The 15,511-nt window shown below is 63.9% G+C and carries 14 protein-coding genes; 7 read left to right on the forward strand and 7 right to left on the reverse strand.

Annotated features, from left to right (window positions below; all coding sequences use genetic code 11):
- Positions 1-44: 44 nt before the first annotated feature.
- Genes KZ686_RS24420 through KZ686_RS24430 form a run of 3 tightly spaced genes read left to right on the forward strand, consistent with a single transcriptional unit; the run spans position 45 to position 2,494 of the window.
- Complete coding sequence (locus tag KZ686_RS24420) at positions 45-488, forward strand: tripartite tricarboxylate transporter TctB family protein (protein WP_226105656.1); 444 nt, start codon at positions 45-47, stop codon at positions 486-488.
- Complete coding sequence (locus KZ686_RS24425) at positions 485-1,990, forward strand: tripartite tricarboxylate transporter permease (protein ID WP_265635417.1); 1,506 nt, start codon at positions 485-487, stop codon at positions 1,988-1,990. Before KZ686_RS24420 ends, KZ686_RS24425 begins: the two co-directional genes overlap by 4 nt.
- Before the next feature lie 30 nt (positions 1,991-2,020).
- Positions 2,021-2,494 carry an SgcJ/EcaC family oxidoreductase gene (locus KZ686_RS24430; RefSeq protein WP_265633947.1) on the forward strand — a complete coding sequence of 158 codons (474 nt, stop codon included), beginning with the start codon at positions 2,021-2,023 and terminating at the stop codon, positions 2,492-2,494.
- Between the two features lie 41 nt (positions 2,495-2,535).
- Here KZ686_RS24430 and KZ686_RS24435 read toward each other — a convergent pair whose 3' ends face one another.
- Both KZ686_RS24435 and KZ686_RS24440 read right to left on the reverse strand, forming a co-directional pair.
- On the reverse strand, positions 2,536-4,026 hold the full coding sequence (locus tag KZ686_RS24435; RefSeq protein WP_265633948.1) for an acyl-CoA-binding protein: 1,491 nt from the start codon (positions 4,024-4,026) through the stop codon (positions 2,536-2,538).
- Complete coding sequence (locus KZ686_RS24440) at positions 4,019-5,248, reverse strand: MASE1 domain-containing protein (RefSeq protein WP_265633949.1); 1,230 nt, start codon at positions 5,246-5,248, stop codon at positions 4,019-4,021. The genes KZ686_RS24435 and KZ686_RS24440 overlap by 8 nt, the downstream gene beginning before the upstream one ends.
- Before the next feature lie 212 nt (positions 5,249-5,460).
- On the opposite strand from KZ686_RS24440, the gene KZ686_RS24445 reads away from it, so the two are divergent.
- Positions 5,461-6,930, forward strand: coding sequence for an HdeD family acid-resistance protein (locus tag KZ686_RS24445; protein ID WP_407648635.1), 1,470 nt, complete (start codon positions 5,461-5,463; stop codon positions 6,928-6,930).
- Between the two features lie 204 nt (positions 6,931-7,134).
- On the opposite strand, the gene KZ686_RS24450 is transcribed toward KZ686_RS24445, so the two are convergent.
- From KZ686_RS24450 to KZ686_RS24460, 3 genes are all read right to left on the reverse strand, one after another.
- Positions 7,135-7,701 carry a DUF6036 family nucleotidyltransferase gene (locus KZ686_RS24450; RefSeq protein ID WP_149320254.1) on the reverse strand — a complete coding sequence of 189 codons (567 nt, stop codon included), beginning with the start codon at positions 7,699-7,701 and terminating at the stop codon, positions 7,135-7,137.
- Complete coding sequence (locus KZ686_RS24455) at positions 7,691-8,362, reverse strand: helix-turn-helix transcriptional regulator (protein ID WP_226105647.1); 672 nt, start codon at positions 8,360-8,362, stop codon at positions 7,691-7,693. Before KZ686_RS24455 ends, KZ686_RS24450 begins: the two co-directional genes overlap by 11 nt.
- Positions 8,363-8,691: 329 nt before the next feature.
- Positions 8,692-9,282 carry a hypothetical protein gene (locus KZ686_RS24460; RefSeq protein ID WP_174107776.1) on the reverse strand — a complete coding sequence of 197 codons (591 nt, stop codon included), beginning with the start codon at positions 9,280-9,282 and terminating at the stop codon, positions 8,692-8,694.
- A gap of 361 nt (positions 9,283-9,643) precedes the next feature.
- Between KZ686_RS24460 and KZ686_RS24465 the strand changes: the two genes are divergently transcribed.
- From KZ686_RS24465 to KZ686_RS24475, 3 genes are read left to right on the forward strand one after another with little or no spacing between them, the layout of a single operon-like run.
- Entirely contained in the window at positions 9,644-11,674 is a 2,031-nt protein-coding gene (locus KZ686_RS24465; protein ID WP_174107777.1) for a hypothetical protein, read from the forward strand.
- A gap of 3 nt (positions 11,675-11,677) precedes the next feature.
- Positions 11,678-12,658 (forward strand): ATP-binding protein, encoded by a 981-nt coding sequence (locus KZ686_RS24470; protein ID WP_053821748.1) that lies wholly within the window; start codon positions 11,678-11,680, stop codon positions 12,656-12,658.
- A gap of 2 nt (positions 12,659-12,660) precedes the next feature.
- Positions 12,661-14,082 carry a hypothetical protein gene (locus tag KZ686_RS24475; protein ID WP_174107778.1) on the forward strand — a complete coding sequence of 474 codons (1,422 nt, stop codon included), beginning with the start codon at positions 12,661-12,663 and terminating at the stop codon, positions 14,080-14,082.
- 250 nt (positions 14,083-14,332) lie between these two features.
- On the opposite strand, the gene KZ686_RS24480 is transcribed toward KZ686_RS24475, so the two are convergent.
- Together KZ686_RS24480 and KZ686_RS24485 are read right to left on the reverse strand one after the other, a co-directional pair.
- On the reverse strand, positions 14,333-14,584 hold the full coding sequence (locus KZ686_RS24480; protein WP_144425785.1) for a hypothetical protein: 252 nt from the start codon (positions 14,582-14,584) through the stop codon (positions 14,333-14,335).
- 465 nt (positions 14,585-15,049) lie between these two features.
- Entirely contained in the window at positions 15,050-15,484 is a 435-nt protein-coding gene (locus KZ686_RS24485) for a mercury resistance transcriptional regulator MerR (RefSeq protein ID WP_003131969.1), read from the reverse strand.
- Positions 15,485-15,511: the final 27 nt, after the last annotated feature.

The raw sequence follows: 15,511 nt of genomic DNA on the forward strand, positions 1-15,511 counted from the left end.
CCTTGGGCCGCGCTCGCGGCCACCCCAAACACCCTGAGACATCGATGAATAGTGATCGCGTTTTCGCCATCGCGTGGCTGCTGCTGAGCGCCGCCGCCGCGTGGGTGGCCACGGGATTTACCGCCGAGTTCAGCTACGAGCCGGTGGGGCCGCGGGCCTTCCCGCTGCTGCTGTGCGTGCTGATGGCACTGTGCAGTATCTGGTTGCTTGTCTTTCCGGGGCCCAAGGTCGCCTGGCCCCAGCGCGGCGGCGCCTTCCGGCTGGCCATCATGGTGGCTGCACTGCTGGCGTATGCACTGGTGTTCCAGTGGCTCGGCTTTGCCATTGCCACCGCCTTGCTGACGATCGTGCTGGGCCGGCTGTTCGGCGGCGGGTGGATGGCCTGCGTGGCGACCGGCGCGCTGATGGGCATCAGCCTGTTTTTCCTGTTCGATCGCTGGCTGGAAGTCACGCTGCCGATCGGCACCCTGATCGAGGGCCTGCTATGAGCGCGTTCGAACATCTGCTGCATGGTTTCGGCATTGCGTCGCAATGGTCGAACCTGCTGGTGGCCGCGATCGGGGCCTTTATCGGAACGCTGGTCGGCATGCTGCCGGGGCTGGGTCCGATCAACGGCGTCGCCATTCTGCTGCCGCTGGCTTATGCGATGAAGCTGCCGCCGGAGACCGCTCTGATTCTGCTGGCCGCCGTCTATATGGGATGCGAGTACGGCGGCCGCATCTCGTCGATTCTGCTCAATGTGCCGGGCGACGCCGGTGCCATCATGACGGCGATCGACGGCTACCCGATGGCGCGCAAGGGACTGGCCGGCGTGGCGCTGTCCATCTCCGCGTGGAGTTCGTTTGTCGGATCGGTGATTGCCACCCTCGGCCTGGTGATCTTCGCACCGGTGCTTGCCGACTGGGCGGTGGCCTTCGGTCCCGCCGAATACTGCGCGCTGATGATCTTTGCCATCGCGTGCCTGGCTGGCATGGTTGGCGACAAGCCGGTCCGCACATTGCTGGCGGCATTGATCGGCCTGACGCTGGCCACCGTCGGTGTCGACGCCAATAGCGGCGTGTACCGCTTCACCTTCGACAACGTGCACCTGTCCGAGGGCATCCAGTTCATCGTGGTGGTGATCGGCTTTTTCTCGGTCAGCGAGCTGATGCTGATGTTGGAGCAGCATACCGAGACAGGGCAGCAACTGGTCAAGAACACCGGCCGCATGATGTTCAATGCGCGGGAGGCCGCGCAGACGTGGTGGTGCACGGTTCGTTCGTCGGTGATCGGTTTCTTTGTCGGCGTGCTGCCGGGAGCGGGGGCCACCATTGCCAGCGCGATCACCTATATGACCGAGAAGCGCATCTACGGCAGCAACGGAACCTTCGGCCACGGCGATATTCGCGGCGTGGCGGCGCCCGAGGCGGCCAACAACGCCTCGGCGACCGGCTCCTTCGTGCCGATGCTGACCCTCGGCGTGCCCGGCTCGGGTACGACAGCGGTGATGATGGGCGCGCTGACCCTCTACAACATCACGCCCGGTCCAATGCTGTTTACCCAGCAGCCGGATATCGTCTGGGGCCTGATCGCCTCGCTGTTCATCGGCAACGTGATGCTGCTGGTGCTGAATATCCCGCTGGTCAATCTGTTCGCGCGTGCATTGTCCACACCGATGTGGATGCTGGTGCCAGCCATCGCGGCGATCAGTGCCATCGGCGTCTATGCCGTGCATGCGACCACCTTCGACCTGGTGCTGATGACGGTGCTAGGCGTGTTCGGCTATATCCTGCGCAAGATGGATTTCCCGATGTCCGCGCTGATCCTCGGTTTCGTGCTGGGCGAAATGCTGGAACAGAATCTGCGCCGCGCCTTGTCCATCTCGAATGGCGACGTGGCGGTGTTGTGGTCGAGCCCGATTTCGGCGGGGCTGCTGCTGGCGTCGGGGACGATGTTGATTGCTCCGTTCCTTGTTCGGCGGTTGCGCGGGGTGCGGAGGCAGGTTGCGTAATCACGACGTGGATTTTCGCTGACTGCTATCATGAAATGGCCAGAAAAAACCGCTACAACGTTCCGCGATACCAGCGATATGAAACACCCAGAAGAAGCGTTGCGAGCGTTTCAGAACGCGTGGAATCGGCACGATATGGAATCCTTCGCAGCATTGTTCCATGAGGATGCGACATTCGTGAACCGGTTTGGGCGCTACGTGCGCGGCGTCGAGGCGATTGTCGAGATGCACGCTCCGATTCACGCAACGATCTACAGTGATTCCACGCTCGAAAACGAACTGATACACGTGGTGACCATCGGCCCCGAAGCGGTGGTGATGCATTTTTGGAGTCGACTGACGGCTGGAACGGCTCATCCAGCGGGCCCGCATGCTGTGGATACAGTGATCCTTGCGGTGCTGACGCGACAGGAGGGCGATTGGCGAATCAAGGCGCTGGAGAATGTCACCGTGACGGATCCTCGCACCGGCGCGCCGAAGTTGAGAGAGGAGCTGAAGGATTGAATCTGTCGAGAGGCGGGTTCAACTCGATGCACGGATATCCGCTACGACACCGCCGCCTCCTCCCTGGCCCGCAGCTCCTGCACGAGGCTGACGTAGGCCTGCATGGCCGCCTGCGTCGTCATGCCCTTGCGCGCGGCCCAGGCATCGTATTTGGCGCGGCCCACGACATCCATGACGCCGGGGCGCTCGCCCACCACGTCACCGATGCTGCCTTGCTTGTAGAGCGCGTAGAGGGCCAGCAGCGTGTCGTTGTCCGGCGCCTGGCGCAGCGTCTTTGACAGTGCCGCCGCTTCCGAGAACGCCTTTTCCTGCGGGCTCGGGCCCTCGGGAACCGGCTCGCCGCCGAAGAAGCGGTCTTCCAGCGTGACATCGTCGGGAAACCAGCGCGCCTCCAGCAGCTTGCCGGCGCGCATTGCAAGCGCCAGCACGCCGGGCGATGCAAGCGCCTCGCCGGCCATCAGCGTGGCCGGCAACACCGCCACGCCGGCGTTCAGGCTCGGCATGCCGGAGGCGCCGAAGTGCAACGGCGGCTCGCCCATCGCCCAGCCCTTGAGCCGGGCGAGGCCTTTGCCGCCACGATAGACGCCCGTCGCGCGGTTCGCACCCGGTTGCAGCCACGCAAAGTCCGGAATGCCGGCGGCGTAGAGGCCCGCGAAGTCTCCGGATTCGAGCAGGCGCCGGGCGGTTTCGAGCAGCGCCAGCACCTCGGCGGGCGTCATGGCCGCGTCCACCGGTCCCATGCCGAGCGAGGCCGCGGCCGTGACATCGAAGAATTCCAGCACGTTGCGGGCGACGATTTCGCGGTCATTGTCGACGCAGACCATGTGGTAGCTGTCCTCGAGCACCACCATGCGGGCCAGGCCGGCGCGCTTCCTGCCGCCGATGTGTTCGACGAGGTAAGTGGCCGAGCGCAGGCTGGTCAGCTCGTCCTCGCGCGCATGGACAACCAGCGTCGGGCAGGCGATCCGGTCCAGGCCCGTCATGACGAAGCCTCGCAGCCGGTCGACTTCGCGGATGCAGGCGAGCGGCACCCATCCATAGTGGAAATTCTCGCCGCGTTCGAACTTGGCCTTGACGATGGCGCGCAGTTGCTCGTTCTTGATGCCGTACGGGTCTTCTTCCATGACCTTCATCCGCGCCGGCACGCCCGGTACGCGATAGAGCAGGCTGCGCGCACCGCGATACCAAGGCGTGGCCCAGCCGTCGATGTAGACGGGCGGCGCCAGCACCACGAGCTTCCCCGTGGCATGGCGTTCCCGCTTGGCGGTTTCCACCGCCAGCAGCGATCCCATGCACATGCCCATCAGATGCAGCACGTCATGCTGGCCGATGATTTCGTGGTACTTCGCCCGCACCGCTTCGAGCCAGTCCTCCGCGCGCACGTCGACGAGGTCCTCCGGCTTCGTGCCGTGACCCGGCAAGGTCAGCGAATGCGTGACGAATCCCGCGTTCTTGAGCCGCTTGTGCATCGAGCCCAGGTCGTACTGAGTACCGCCCAGACCGTGGATCAGGAAGACGCCGGGCTCACGCATGGCGTTCCGCGCCCACGGGCGTGACCAGGCGCAGCAGGCATGCCACGCGCTCGACGGCGCCATCCGGCCCCCTCACCGGTGCAAGGCGCGCCTGCACATGCAGATCGCGTCCGCCGAGCCGGATGTCATACGCATCGGTGCTCATGTCGCGATGGCCGGCTGACACGGCTTCCCAGCCCGCCTGCGCCAGTGGCCGGTCGGCATCGTCGACGCGGTCGAGCCAGTCGCGGATATTGCGCAGCTGCGCCGCCTCGGCGCCGAGTACGGCTTCGGCCGATTCTCCCCACCACGCGACGCCGGTGACGGCATCGAACTCGACGCTTGCCACGCCATTGGCCTGCAGCGTCCGCTCGTAGCGCAGCTGCCAGTCGCGTGCCTTGGCCAGCGCGGTTCGTCGCGCCTCGTTGAGCGCGCGACCGGCGAGAAGCAGCACTGCCCACACCCAGACATAAGCCTGCACCTCCACCACCGACTCGCCCGGAAAACCTTCGCGGATCGCAAACGGTCCGCCGCCGTGCGCGGTCAGCCAGATGATCAGCAGCGCGCCCACCAGCGTGGCAACGGCGCCGCCGCGCGGGCCCCAGAACATCGATGCCAGCAGCAGGAACGGCATCGGCAGGTAAGTGAGCGTCGCCGCCACGTCGCCGAAGCGCTGATGCACGCTGCGATCGAAGACGATCAGGGTCGTCAGCAGGAACAGCGCGAACATGGCCGCACCGGCGCCGAACTGCTTCATCGGCATGCCCCCGGAACGCTTGACGGCAAATCCCTTGAAGCCGACGATCACGGGCGCGACGAGCAGGATGCCGACGATCGTGGAAAACGCCCAGGCGCGCCATTCGCGGGCCAGGTCGATAGCGCCCCCCGGTTGCAGCCAGCGCCAGAGTTCCACGGCGAGCGTCGCGCCTGCCACGCTGGTGACGATGGCGCCTGCCACGAGCAGCGCCGCGGCCTGCAGCGGCCGGGCGGCATGTTGGCGAAGCGAGGCGATCCAGGCGCCGATCGCAATGCTGGCAGTCTCGATCGCGGAGAATGCGAGCGCGGCGCCGAAGGGCAGGGCGTGTCCCGCGATGCCCCAGATGGCGGCGGCAACGACGGTACCGGCCAGTATTGCCGCCCGCATGCCTGGCGGGCTCACCAGCCAGGCGCCGAAGCTGACGCCGCAAGCCAGCCATACGGCGACAGCCTGTGTTTCGCTCGCGGCCATGGCGCGCGACAGCATGCCCACGGCCAGATAGGCAATGGCGACGAGGATCGCCACGACGATGAAGCGGGTGCCTGCAGACTGCATCGGTATCCCCCATAGATCCGAATCCCTGCCGGAGCGGGCCGCGGACGCGGCCGGCATGCGTCGATGAGGATAGTAGTACAAGGTCGCGCAGGCGCAACATAGTGACTAGAATCCCCGTGGAGCATATCGTCCTTGGGGGAACGATGATCCGGCTCGCGCTGATCATGCTGGGATTCGACTATCTGCGCCAACGGGCACGCGGAATGTTCTGGCTCGGCATCGCCTTTCTACTGGCCGGCATCGTGCTGTTCATCGACGGATTGGACGGCGCCGTCTACTTTCCGCTCGAGCTGTTTGCGCTGCTGCTGATGGCCGGCGGCATCGGTACGCTGGTGGTCGCGTTCGTCGGCGCGGGCGGCATGCGCAGCATGCGCGTGTTCAAGGGACTGTCCCTGATAATCGCGGCCTCCCTTGTTCTGGCAGGCCATCATCATGGCCACTTCTGGCTGTCGATGCTCTTCGGCACGCTGTTCCTGCTCGATGGCCTGCTGCAATGCGTCTCGGCGAGCGTGGTGCGGTTTCCGCGCTGGCGCATCGCCGTGGGCATGGGGGCGATCGAGATCCTGATCGCGATGTTCTTCTTTCAGCCTTATCCGACGAACTATCGGGGCACCGTGCCTTACGCACTGTCGCTGTGGCTGTTGTTCGGCGGCTGGAGCATGGTCATGCTGGCCTACCGCGCGATGCGCGTTCCCGAGAGCGCAACGATCGAAAGCCTCATGCATGGTCCGCGACGGCGGCGCGCCGGGGCAGAGGAGGGCGGTAGGACGAAAGCCGGTTCTCCGCCGGTTCGTGATGGCGCGCAGCACGAGCCGGTGCACAAGGTCACGAAGACGCTGCTGTTTTCGCAGCCCGAGCCGTCCATGACGCTTCCCGCCAGGGATGGCCCCGCACTGACGGTCCATGTCTGGACGCCATCCGGCTCGGTCGAGCGTCCGCTGCGGCGGCGCCCGGTGGTCGACCGCTATATCGCCGCCGTCGACGCCAATGGCGCGATCTGGACCGGCCATGCCGCGCTGGAATCGCCGGAAGGCATCTACATCAGCTTCGATCCGGCCACGCCATTGAACCGTACCCCCGATCGCGTCGCGCAAGCGCTGCGTGCGTCCAGCGACAACGATGTGCCAGGGCGGTTCGAACCTGACTACGTAACGGAATCCGCTCGCCGCGGCGATTCCACGGCGCGCGTGCACCTGCGCAATTATGATCCGGCGCGGCTCGAGCGGTTCTGGAATGCGTGGCGCTCGGACACGACCTACAACCTGACATATCGCAACTGCGCGGTCAGCGTGGCACGGGGGCTGGAGGCGGCACTGGAGGGCGCGCTGATGCGCCGGCACGGCCATCGCCACAGCTGGGGCCTGCTGCTCACGACGATGCTGACGCCCGAACTATGGCTCGCCGCGCAGATCCGCAAGCGTGCCAAGACCATGGCATGGACGCCGGGCCTGGTGCGCGACTACGCGCGCGCCCTGAGCTTGCTGGTCGATCCGCATCCGGGTGGACAAGCCCGGCGCGCATGGCGGCTTGGCATGCCGGCGTTGAGGCGACTGCGGCGGCAGCGCCGGCAATGGCGCGAGGAGGACGAGCGGCGCGGGGATGAGCGGCGCTGATGAAATGCATTGTCGATCCCCGGTGCGATGTTCCGATGGCTCGTGCAGCAGCGCTGCGTCCTGGCCCGCCCGTTCGCCGGCATCAACGTCCGCGGTAGCGCCACACGTCAGCACGGGACAAGCATGTTGCTTGCCCATTGCGCCGGCCTCGGAGCGCCGGCGCGAAGCCGCACTTGTTCACAGCGCATTGCCTGATGGTGGAATCTAGGCGGCGTCGCCGGGAATCTCATGACCTTGTTCGCGCAAGGCCTTTGTCCAGCGCTTGATGCGGGCACGTAGCCGTCCCTGAGCAGCCCTTTCCATCGGCATGTCGTTGACGCGATTGATAGCGGCGTCCGGCGAAACATAGCCGTGCTGAATCAAGGCCATGCAAAAGACGCGATCTTTGTCGCGATCCGCGGCAGCCTTGGCCATAAAAAGGTCCAGGACGTCCAGGCAATAGGCTACGCGCCCGTTGGTGCCGGACGTCTGGATGCGCTGCAACCGGCTCTGCCATCCGGCCGGCAGACACGCTGTCTCTGGTCCGACTCCTTGCGCGTAGTATCCGTAAGTCTCGTGAAAGCGGGAGCCTTCGCCGATGGCGGCATCGATTTCATCCGCCTTGTGGATAGCATTGAGCGGGTAGATGTCAGCCTCCGCCGACATGGTGAAAATCGCCGGGGGATTAGGGATCGGGCCCAGAATCGATTGACTGCCAACAACGACGAACTCGTACTCGTTCGTGATGTCGGCAGCCGCTCGGATGATGTGTTCCAGATCTTCACGGTTCATGCGTCTCTCCGAGGATAACGCCGGTCTTCAATGCTTGGACCTGCGCTAACACATTGCGCCGCACGTCGTCTGGTAACACCGTGGGCAGAGGAGAGGCCTGGCGGAGTTCCTGAGCACGCCGCGTCCGGCCAAGCGCTTTGCGCCAGGATCGCTTCGCAAGGATCGATTCCCACTCGGACCACAGTGAATCGGACCGTGACCCACCCTGTGCGCGCCATCGCTGGAGGACTTCCTGAGCCCGAGCTAGTAGAGCGGGGTCATCCTGTATCAGCCGGATCGCTTCCTTGTGAAGCGCCATGCTTTGGAGGTCCTGCGCCTCGTGACGGCTGGAGTCCGTCCGGACCCGGACTTCGACCTGTGGCGCAGGACGCCTGGATGACGCGGCCGCGGAGTGCTCCGGTGGCGGCTGGAACGTATCGCTAACCAACAGGGCAAGATCGGCGGCCACGCCCAAAACGGACATGACGCGAAGATACGTGCCCATGGAAGGCGCCGGGTCGCCCGCTTCAACGGCCGCGAGAGTGGTCCGGGAGATGCCAACGCGCTTTGCCATCTCGACCGTGCTGACGCCTTGTGCCTTGCGCAAGCGTTTGATGCGATCGCCGAGCTGCAACAGCAAGTGACGTTCCAGAACAGAGGTGGTATCGGTGAAGGATGGCATGTTCAGTATTCTAGACAACATTGGCGCTTTTGAGCATTTTACCGGACAAACTTTGTCGGCGCTGCTCGGTATCGTGCGCGGTTGGAGTCCCTATGGCGGTAGCCAGCATATCTGCGTCCAACCGTTGTTTTGCGTAATTTTGTTACTCACGCACTGACGGCGTGACGCTGCTTGTCGCTTGCCTAGTAACAAATTTAGTTGAACAAACGTTGCAGAAAATTGTTACTCCGTTGAACGGTTCAACTTAAAGTGTTCTTTGGATGTACGGCGGCCATGTTACATCTTCAGTCTGTCAGGTAGCGTGCGAAGGGGCGTGTCTCCCCGGCAGGTTATTCGTCTGCCAGTTTAAACGTGCCGTCGCCCCTCGCAATAATGCGTTCTGACCTGATCAGCGACGCCAGTCCTTCCAGAACATCGGCTACTTCCATCTCGAGCTGCTTGGCGATTTGGACCGCGTGCAACTTCTTGACGCTTGCACTGACGAGGTCGAGAATCTGGCCTTTGGGCCCCGACTCATAAGGTAGCCAGCTCAGCCGGCGGTGCTTGTCTGCGGTCTTGTCAATCTGAGGTTCGCGCTCTCTTTGCCGTGCAAGAAGTCGGTTCCGCATTTGCTCGTCTTCTTCGGCACTGGCGCGCTGTCTCTCGCGCTCTGCCGCAAGCCGCTGCGGACCCTCGGCGATAAAGGCGTCCATCACCTCGATCGGTCCCTTTCGGAAGGGCACTCCTCGAAATGCGCCGTGCTCATATAGCAGCTGTCGCAACCGTTCACATCGATACGATTCGCTCTCGCAGACGTCGGGTAGGTATTGCGCCTGTTGCTCCGCCGGTATGTCACGGTAGTAACGGCCACCAATCATGACGTAGCGCTCGATGAGGCGGAGCAACAGCTCTTCTCTGCTTAGTTCGTCGGGGTTTCCCATTGCCGCTCACAATGAAAAGAGGGCTGGCTCATCGAGTTAAAAATTGTAACAAATCTGTGCAGAGATCGAGCGGCAGGCGATGAACTGGGCGTATCCGCCCGGCACGACGCTCGCTTGCTGGTGTCCTGGGGAAGTTTGCCAGCCTCGCGCGACTGTCGGGAAGAGGACCGCAGCGACGGTCGGCAGACGGGGTGGGAAAGGCTGTAGCAAGTTCACTACGGACTTCTCCTGTGAGACGCGCCTAGCCTGACTGCGTGTCAGCCCTGGCCCGATGCGTCGCTTGCATTCTCGTGCAAGCCTTCTATCGTTCAAACGTTTTCCTAGGCAATGTCGCCCGTCCTGCCAAGTCGAGGACCGCTTCATGGATCCAGGCAACGATGAACATTACGGCGGCGGGCGAGTCGTTCGTGGCCAACGCGTCGACACGTCGGGTTGGCCAACGCCAGACGAGGGCGCGCTCGACGATCCGCGGCGCGCCTTGTACTTTTCCAGAAAACACGCGGTCCAGCTTTATCTTTCCGGCGCCGACGCCCACACCATCAAGCGTCTGACCTCGTTCAGTGACAAGCAAGTTTATCGTTTGATTTCCGAGCGTTGTCTTCAGGCGCATCCAGATGGCCAGCCGTATGGTTGGCGTGGCTTGGTGCCGTGGCTAAGAGTACGGCCATACCGCCGCCGCACGAAAATCCGTGTCGACCGGTTCGGCGGCGGGGCAGCCGGAGCGCTGCAAGCCACGCTGGATGCGCACCCGGAACTGCGCCTGTCATTCGAATCCCGGATTCGCTCTAGCCCATCGTCCAAACGGTTATCCGAGGCCAGGCGATCGCCCCGACGGCATTGGCTGTGGTTTCTTGACCAACTGCGCGAGCGCGGCTATGAGGCGCGCGGCGACTGGCCGTTCAATACATCGACTCGCGCTTACTTCACGATCTGTCGCTTCGTTGAACAGGTGCTGTCCTCGGACCCGAAATCGCTCGCAGCCAGCATCGGGGGAGCCGATCTGGTGCGCAAGCTGAAAGCCGGCGATGGATCCGGTCGGCCGGCCCTGCGGTTCATGCAGCGGGTCGAAATGGACGCGCACAAACTGGACGGTCGCTTCTGCGTGTCGCTGCCGCTCGCCGGCGGCGGCTTCACGGAGAAGATCGTGCACCGGCTCTGGGTGATTGTGATCCTCGAGGTGGTCTCGCGCGCGGTGGTTGGCTACTACTTCAGCACCGGGCGAGAAGTCTCGAAAGACGATGTCCTGCGGGCAATCAAGACCGGACTGAGCCGGCCGAAGCTGCGTCCCGTGACCTTTTCCGACACCCCATACTTGCCTGATGCAGGGCTGCTTGGCTCGCTCGGCGAGGAATTTGTGGGGCTGTGTTGGGATGAAACCAGCGTCGACGGCGCACTGGCGGAAACCTGCCAGCACGTTCGCGCTGCGCTCCAACAGGCCGTGGGTTCGACCCTGCTGGAGCCGCGCAATTCGTTCGCGGCACGACGAAGCAAAGACGATCGCCCGTTCATTGAGTCGTTTTTCCGCAACCTCGCCGGACGTGGCTTTCAGCGCTTGACCAACACGACCGGGGCGAAGCCGCAAGATCGGCAGGGCCGTGAGCCAGACGGCGTGGCGCTGGCCAGCCGCTTCCAGTACGAATATGCCGAAGAGCTGTTGGGCGTGCTGATCGCCAACTATAACGCTACCCCTCACCGCGGCATTGGCAACCGGACGCCCTTGCAGTATGCGGCCTTCCTGCATCGGCATGGCGGCGAGACGTGGCGCCGGGTGGATGCCGCCGCCATGCAAGGCTTGTTTAGCGTGAGAAGGCGTTGTGTGGTCAGGGGCGGCGCGGCGGTGGGGCGGGCACCGTACGTGACCTTCCATTATGGCCGCTACAGCAACGAGGTACTGCACAACCGGCAGGATCTGGTGGGCACCGAGATCTGGGTGATCTGCCATGAAGAGGACGATTGCCGCGTTGCGCTGGCCTCAACGCTCGATGGTGTGCCGTTGGGGGTGCTGCGCGCAGCGCCGCCATGGCACTTATCGCCGCATAGCCTGGCGGTACGCGCGGCCATCTGCCGCGCTTGTGCCAGAGGCCAGTTTGCGATTTCCCCCGGCGGCGATGCGATCGAAGCCTTCATCCAGTACGTCGAGACGCAGCCGCACAAGAAGCTCCCGGTTCATCCGGCGTACCTGGAAGCCAGGCGCATCTTGGCGGCGGCCTCCCAGCTTTCCATTGGCGCCGTGATGCTTGATGCCGCGCTGGAGCGCGGTCGCGGCGGGTCATCCCGAGGTGGGGAGGCGCCCGAGGTCGCGCCGGCCGTGACACGGGCTGACACAACCGGTGACCCGGGCACGGATGGGAAGGGTGAGCTTCCCCCGCGGCGCATGGCGCGAACGGAGTAGAACGTGTCGTTCTCGCTGCCCGAGCGCATCGATCCGCGTCACTGCATTGTGACCAAGCAGTATGCGATCTACACGCCGCCGATGCATGCCATGATCGAGCAGATGGGCGAATGGATCGATCAGCAGCGCCCGGGCGGCTATATCTATGGTGCGTCGCGGCTCGGCAAGTCGCGTTGCGTGCAGTGGTATGTCGGCAAGGTGCTGGAGGAGCGATTTAGCGCAGTCGTGCCCCTGGTGGTATGGAGCCGACGCCCCGACAGTCATTCCAACGAAGCGGCGTTCTGGCATCAGATTCTGATGGCGTCGCACTTCGAGTTCGTCAACCCGGCCAAGGTGCCCAAGCGGGTCGAGGCGGCCTATCTCTGTCGGCAACGCTTCATTGCCATCGCCAACAATGCGTGTCGCAACTATGTCGTCTTGTTGATTGACGAAGCGCAGGATTTGACGCTGCGCGAGTGGAAGTGGCTGGTGGGCCTGCAGAACGATCTCGATTACGACGGTTACCTGCTCAGCGTCTTCTCGGTCGGCACGCATCAATTGAACTATCGACATGAATACATGGCCAGCACCGGCAACGCGCATGTGGCCGCCCGCTTCATGGCAGCCCATGCGCGCTTTCACGGTCTGCGCTCGGTGCAGGAGATCGAGTATGTGCTGAACGGCTATGACGTCGACTCCGAATGGCCGGTCGACAGCGGGGTGCCGTTTCTGGCGTATTTTGCGCCAGAGGACTTTGCCCGCGGGCGCCGGCTGGCCGGCAGCGCCAAGCTTCTCTGGAACGCCCTGGTCGAGTTGTCACCGCAGCAGGCGCGACGGCGGCATGAGTTTCCGATGCAACACGTTGCCAAGGCGACCGAGAGCGTGCTGTTCCAACTGGCCCGCGGCATGGACTGGGATGAGGCGACCTGCTACGAGAATTGGCTCAGAGAATTGGCCAAGACCAACTTCTCTGACCACATGAGAATCATCGCCGCGGGCAGTTAGCGGTGGCGAGCTATCCCTCGATCAATTGGTGGCCAGATAATCTGCGGCCCTACGAGTCGGCGCTTTCGTTGGTCGCCAGGTTTTGCGCGTTCAATCGCATTTCCGCGCGAGCCGGCTCCGCGTTCCTGGGAATCGAGCCACACCATCCGGGATTTCCCTCCGATGATGACGTCGCGCGGGTGTCATCGCTATTGCGCGAGAACCCGGCGCGGTTGGCCGACGTACTCCAACAGACGCTCGATTTGCAGGAGTGCGGCACCTATGCGCCCCCTCCGGTCGACAGCCACGAAGCGAGCGTTCGGTATTGCGCAGCCTGTGCGCAACATGGTTATCACAGCTACCTGCACGAGATGCCGTGGTTGGCCAACTGCCCCGTACATCGGGTGGCGCTGACCACAGTGCCGGCCGACGGGACCGGCACCATAGGGGCCCGCCGCATACGGGAGTTAAAGCGCTTGATGCAAGGGCATTGCGCCGCTTGGCCGGACTTCGCGCCGGCATTCCCGACGCGCGAGCCCGGCGCTCTGTTGATGCTGGCATCGTGGGTGCACGACGCGTGCGAAGCCGCCAAGCGGATGCAGGCTGGCGAGCTGTGGCGGTCCGAGGCAGGTACGCATCGTGGCAAAGTCGCGATGGCCCAGGCCATTGGCCAGCTGCGCACGCTGGCCCCGCTGCCCACCGAGCTCGAGCCGCTGTTTGCCGACTGCGGTGACACTTGGATCGTCCATCAGACCCGATTTCCGGGCGCAGTCAGTCGCGAGCTGGCACGTCTTGGCGGGCGTGGCTTGCGGTTTGACTCCCTGTTTGCCTTCTATAAGGATACCGGCGATACGTCCGAAGGCTCTCCAGCGTGGTACTGCCAGTCCGTCCAGCAGCAGATCAGGCAGCGCCATGGCACCTGCGGGTGTCGGTGGGAGCGCGTCAAGGCCGGGTTCGGCGCGTTCTGTTGGATCAAGACCCAGCCTGATGAGTTGGGGCAAGAGCCGGTGCAATGCCCGTTTGAAGTGGCGGTGCAGGACCTAGAGCTAGACTGGGGAAGCCGGGGCAGGGCGCTGCCCTCGCGGCTCGCGCAGCAAGAGATGTATCGCTTTCTAAAGGAATCGCATGCGATGCGCGATGCTGGCGTGCTTTCCTATAAGGAGGGGGCGCAGGTGTCCCCAGACGGTTACCTATACACCATGCAATCGGTATGGCCCTGCTGCGAATGGAATCGGGACTCCCCTTTGCTTGAACTGTTCCGGACTGCCGCGCGTTGGGAGATCGACAGCGAGCATCGCGCCATCACGCGCTGGCTGGACGATATTGAAGCCGGCAGCCATCCTTCCCACCGCCAGGACCCCCTCTACTGTGTGCGCTTGCGCAGCGATGAACAGGGGGCGTCGCTTCTGCATTGGCGATCGGCCGACCACCGGGGTCGAGGGTGAGGGGGCGGCGCTGGCGGGCCGGGCGCACGAGGGACCGCCGGCGGCCGCCAACCCTCTACGGTCAAATCCCAGCCCGAAATCAGGGCACCGACCGGGCCGGCAGCTATCAGTTGGGCATCGTGGTCGCGTTCCGCGGATGTTCTGGGACAGCCGGCCGTAGCGAGTAGGCTGGTGCGGCCAGGGATGAAGCGCACCGATCGGCTGCCGGTACGGTGGGGCGACAAAAAAGCCGCCTGTGACGGCAGGCGGGCTAAAACGGTCGACGCGGAGGCGCCTTGACGCGCCGTTCCAGCTGCAGGGCACTGGCGGCAGCGCGGTCGCGGCGCGCGATCTGCACCGCTACGAGTGACGCCGGGCTGGCGAGGCGGTGCCCTGTTTCAATCAGCCGACCATACAAACCACAAGCGCGCGTCGCCTCAGCCATCGAATAGTGATGGCCATCAATCAACGCAAGGCGCACTTGGTCGCCATAGCGTATGCGCGAGCCATCCACGGGTTTCATGCATCGATTGTATAGCAGCCTGGAAGAGGAGCCGCTGTGCCCGCAGCCATCATGGCCGGCGTCTGCTCGGTGAATGGGGCTTGGCAGACGTCGTTTGATGGCCGGATGTCTGCCGTTCTTGGCCCACGGCCGGGCCGAAATCCACTTCACCGTGGCGGTTTTCAGGTGTGATGCCGGTGATCAGAGCCTCTACGTCATACTCATCCCTGGTCGCTGCCACGATCTCGGCCGGGAGCCGGAGCGAGGCGCCCTTGCCCGACTTCCGTATTCTTGTTCGCATCCGATGCTCCCGACGTTGCCACCCCGTCGATACTATACCGTGCCCCCGTTGCCAAGCGGGGCAAGCGCGCTCATGCCGTCAGCGGCAATCCCGGCCTCCGGTGGGCTTAGCAAGGGGTTACGCCACTGTACCCAGCGCCGGGCTGCCGTCAGGGGGTCGTCTCAGAAAACGGAAAATAAAGCACGCTAAGGCATAGCCGAACCTGCCAAGCTTGCTCCACCCTGTAGTGACGCGATCAGCGGGCAGGAAACGTTCCCCCTTCGCGCATGGCAGGCGCACACCAACTCAGACAGCACGGCCTCCATGCGCGCCAGGTCAGCCATTTTCTCGCGCACGTCCTTGAGCTTGTGCTCGGCCAGACTGCTGGCTTCCTCGCAATGGGTGCCATCCTCCAGCCGCAGCAGCTCGGCGATCTCATCCAGGCTGAAGCCCAGCCGCTGGGCTGATTTCACGAAGCGCACCCGCGTTACATCCGCCTCGCCATAGCGGCGGATGCTGCCATAGGGCTTGTCAGGCTCCAGCAACAAGCCCTTGCGCTGATAGAAACGGATGGTCTCCACATTGACCCCGGCCGCCTTGGCGAAAACGCCAATGGTCAGGTTCTCCAAATTGTTTTCCATATCGCTTGACTCCGTACATGAGTACGG

The organism is Cupriavidus cauae (genome assembly GCF_026210475.1).
Lineage (GTDB): Bacteria > Pseudomonadota > Gammaproteobacteria > Burkholderiales > Burkholderiaceae > Cupriavidus > Cupriavidus cauae.

What these genes read in the sequence shown, in the direction of transcription:
- KZ686_RS24450 (WP_149320254.1), bottom strand. Translation starts at nt 7,701, where the DNA reads ATGAACCGTGAAGATCTGGAACACATCATCCGAGCGGCTGCCGACATC.
- KZ686_RS24465 (WP_174107777.1), top strand. Translation starts at nt 9,644, where the DNA reads ATGGATCCAGGCAACGATGAACATTACGGCGGCGGGCGAGTCGTTCGT.
- KZ686_RS24460 (WP_174107776.1), bottom strand. Translation starts at nt 9,282, where the DNA reads ATGGGAAACCCCGACGAACTAAGCAGAGAAGAGCTGTTGCTCCGCCTC.
- KZ686_RS24480 (WP_144425785.1), bottom strand. Translation starts at nt 14,584, where the DNA reads ATGAAACCCGTGGATGGCTCGCGCATACGCTATGGCGACCAAGTGCGC.
- KZ686_RS24435 (WP_265633948.1), bottom strand. Translation starts at nt 4,026, where the DNA reads ATGCGTGAGCCCGGCGTCTTCCTGATCCACGGTCTGGGCGGTACTCAG.
- KZ686_RS24445 (WP_407648635.1), top strand. Translation starts at nt 5,461, where the DNA reads ATGATCCGGCTCGCGCTGATCATGCTGGGATTCGACTATCTGCGCCAA.
- KZ686_RS24420 (WP_226105656.1), top strand. Translation starts at nt 45, where the DNA reads ATGAATAGTGATCGCGTTTTCGCCATCGCGTGGCTGCTGCTGAGCGCC.
- KZ686_RS24425 (WP_265635417.1), top strand. Translation starts at nt 485, where the DNA reads ATGAGCGCGTTCGAACATCTGCTGCATGGTTTCGGCATTGCGTCGCAA.
- KZ686_RS24455 (WP_226105647.1), bottom strand. Translation starts at nt 8,362, where the DNA reads ATGCCATCCTTCACCGATACCACCTCTGTTCTGGAACGTCACTTGCTG.
- KZ686_RS24485 (WP_003131969.1), bottom strand. Translation starts at nt 15,484, where the DNA reads ATGGAAAACAATTTGGAGAACCTGACCATTGGCGTTTTCGCCAAGGCG.
- KZ686_RS24440 (WP_265633949.1), bottom strand. Translation starts at nt 5,248, where the DNA reads ATGCTGTCGCGCGCCATGGCCGCGAGCGAAACACAGGCTGTCGCCGTA.
- KZ686_RS24430 (WP_265633947.1), top strand. Translation starts at nt 2,021, where the DNA reads ATGAAATGGCCAGAAAAAACCGCTACAACGTTCCGCGATACCAGCGAT.